Genomic DNA, 2,549 nt, shown 5'->3' on the forward strand with positions numbered 1-2,549 from the left:
TTTTGGTTTCTTATGATGTTGCTTTCGGAATGATTGTTATATTAACAAGACAATATGGAAAAAGGAGAATGATTCATGAGTAATATTTTGGTGACAGGCGGTTGTGGCTATATTGGTTCAAGATTAGTTGAAGAATTGCTAAATAATCAAGAAAATAAGGTTGTTGTTTTAGACAGCGGTATATTTGGTTTTGATTCACTATCTGAGTTTTTATATTCAGAACGTTTTAAATTAGTTAAGGGGGACATTCGAATCAAAGAGGACATTTTGAAATCCCTAAATCAAATTGATACAATTATTCATTTGGCAAGTCTAGTTGGAGAGCCTTCATGTGTTGTTGACAAAGATATCGCTTACGATATTAACGTTCGTGGAACAAGAAATCTAGTAGAATGTGCAGTCAAAAAGGGGGTGAAAAATTTTATTTTTGCCTCAAGCTGTAGTGTCTATGGTTTTGGTAAAGATAAGTTTGATGAACATAGTATTCCCAATCCTGTTGATTATTATGCAGAGCTAAAGCTACTTTCAGAGAAAGATTTATTAAATTATAAGGATAAGTTGAATATTATCATATTGCGATTTTGTACCGTTTTTGGTTTATCGAGGAGGATGCGATTTGACTTAGCTGTAAATGTAATGACTGCCTCTGCATTAAATAACGGAGTTATAAATGTTTACGGCGGTCAGCAAGAGAGACCATTTATTCATTGTGGAGATGTGGCCAGAGCTATCAATTTGCTTTTTGAAGAAAGATGTAAAAATAAATATACAGATAACGGTATAGAAGTATTTAATGTTGGTAATAATTCTGAAAATTATAATCTTACTGAAGTAGCTAGCATAATTTCAAAAGCTACTGGAAATACTAAAGTTAACTTAGATGGTTTAAAGGAAGATAATCGAAGCTATAGTGTTTCTTTTGATAAAATAGAGCAGTTGGGTTTTTCATCACAGAAGTCTATTGAAGTTGGAGTAGAAGAAATTGCAAATAGCATGAAATCAGGGTTAATTAATAATCCATTCTGCGATATATATAGCAACGTAAAAGTTGCTACTAAGGAATATTTGAATTAAGGAGTTAGAATATGAAACAATTAGCAATATTAGGTGGGAAACCAGCGTTTTCAAGTCAATTAAAATTTATAAAACCTATGTTTCCTACTTATTCAGAATCAAAATATGAGTCATACTTTAACGAAGTTTTTAAAACTGGGATGCTCTCAAAAGGGAGATTTTTAGAAAAGTATGAGTCTGAGGTGAGCAGTTATTTAGGAGCTCCCTATGTAACTGCTGTCTCTTCTGGGACTATAGGATTAATTTTAGCATTAGAAGCATTGGGAATAAAAAGTGGTGATGAAGTCCTTGTCCCTAGTTTTACATTTTGTGCAACTGTTCATGCAATTAAAAAGGTTGGAGCTATTCCTGTTTTTGTAGATTGCAACTCTGAAACATTTACAATCGAAACAAATAACATTGAAAAATATATCACTCCTAAAACAAAAGCAATTATTGCTGTGCACATATTCGGAGTTGGAGCAGAAGTATATGAATTAGAAAGGGTATCTAAAACCCATAATCTTAAACTTATCTATGATGCTGCTCACGCATTTGGTAGTACCATTGACAAAACACATTTGGGAAACTTTGGTGATATCTCAGTATATAGTACCTCTCCTACAAAAACTCTAGTTACAGGTGAAGGGGGAATTGTCGTAAGTAAAAATAAAGAAATTGATAGCAAAATTAGACTTTTAAGAGAATATGGAAATCCGGGAGATTATAATTGTACTGAGATTGGTGTTAATGCTAGACTTAGTGAGTTGGCAGCTATAACTGGTCTAATGTCATTGAGTATAATTGACAAAAATCTATCGGAGCGTAAAAAGATTGGCAATTATTATAGACAGTTATTATCTGAAATTGAAGGAGTATCGTTGCAAAAAATACCGGATAACCAAATTAGTACATATAAAGATTTATGCATAGTAGTGCATGCAAGGTCATTTGGGTTAGATAGAGATACAGTTGTTCAGAGTTTGAATAGAGAGGGTATTCCAACAAGAAATTATTTTTCTCCTCCTATACATAAAATGGATTGTTATTCTGAATACAATGATCTTGTTTTAGAAAATACTGAAAATATTTCCAAAAATATAATTTGTTTACCTATGCATCCATTTCTAACGTATGCAGATATCGAAATGATAGTTAATATGTTAAGAAACATTCATATCAATGCTGAAGAGATAAAGAAACGGGTGATACAAGATGCTTAACACACCAACAGAAAATTACGTGTCAACAATTCGAAAAAAGATAGGTAATGACTTACTTATTCTAGTAGGTTCAAATGTTATTATTGAAAATGAACTAGATCAAGTGTTGCTTCAAAAACGGTCTTCAGGAACATGGGGATTGCCAGGTGGATTATTGGAAGTAGGAGAGACACTTGAACAAACGGCAATTAGGGAAGTATTTGAGGAGACCGGATTAACAATTGAAGAATTGAAGTTAATTCATACTTTTTCAGGGCAGGATTATCATTTTGT

General features: G+C 32.5%; 3 protein-coding genes. All 3 read left to right on the top strand.

Going from position 1 to position 2,549, the window contains the following annotated elements:
• Positions 1 to 75 precede the first annotated feature (75 nt).
• Positions 76 to 1,074: an NAD-dependent epimerase/dehydratase family protein gene (locus SPADD19_RS00035; protein ID WP_003005029.1), complete on the top strand. Its 999-nt coding sequence runs from the start codon at positions 76 to 78 to the stop codon at positions 1,072 to 1,074.
• 11 nt (positions 1,075 to 1,085) lie between these two features.
• Entirely contained in the window at positions 1,086 to 2,276 is a 1,191-nt protein-coding gene (locus SPADD19_RS00040; RefSeq protein WP_061454868.1) for a DegT/DnrJ/EryC1/StrS family aminotransferase, read from the top strand.
• Positions 2,269 to 2,549: NUDIX domain-containing protein (locus SPADD19_RS12100; protein WP_241496358.1), on the top strand; the 281-nt coding region annotated here is incomplete at its 3' end. The genes SPADD19_RS00040 and SPADD19_RS12100, both read left to right, overlap by 8 nt.

This window comes from Streptococcus parasanguinis, from assembly GCF_001578955.1.
Lineage (GTDB): Bacteria > Bacillota > Bacilli > Lactobacillales > Streptococcaceae > Streptococcus > Streptococcus parasanguinis_U.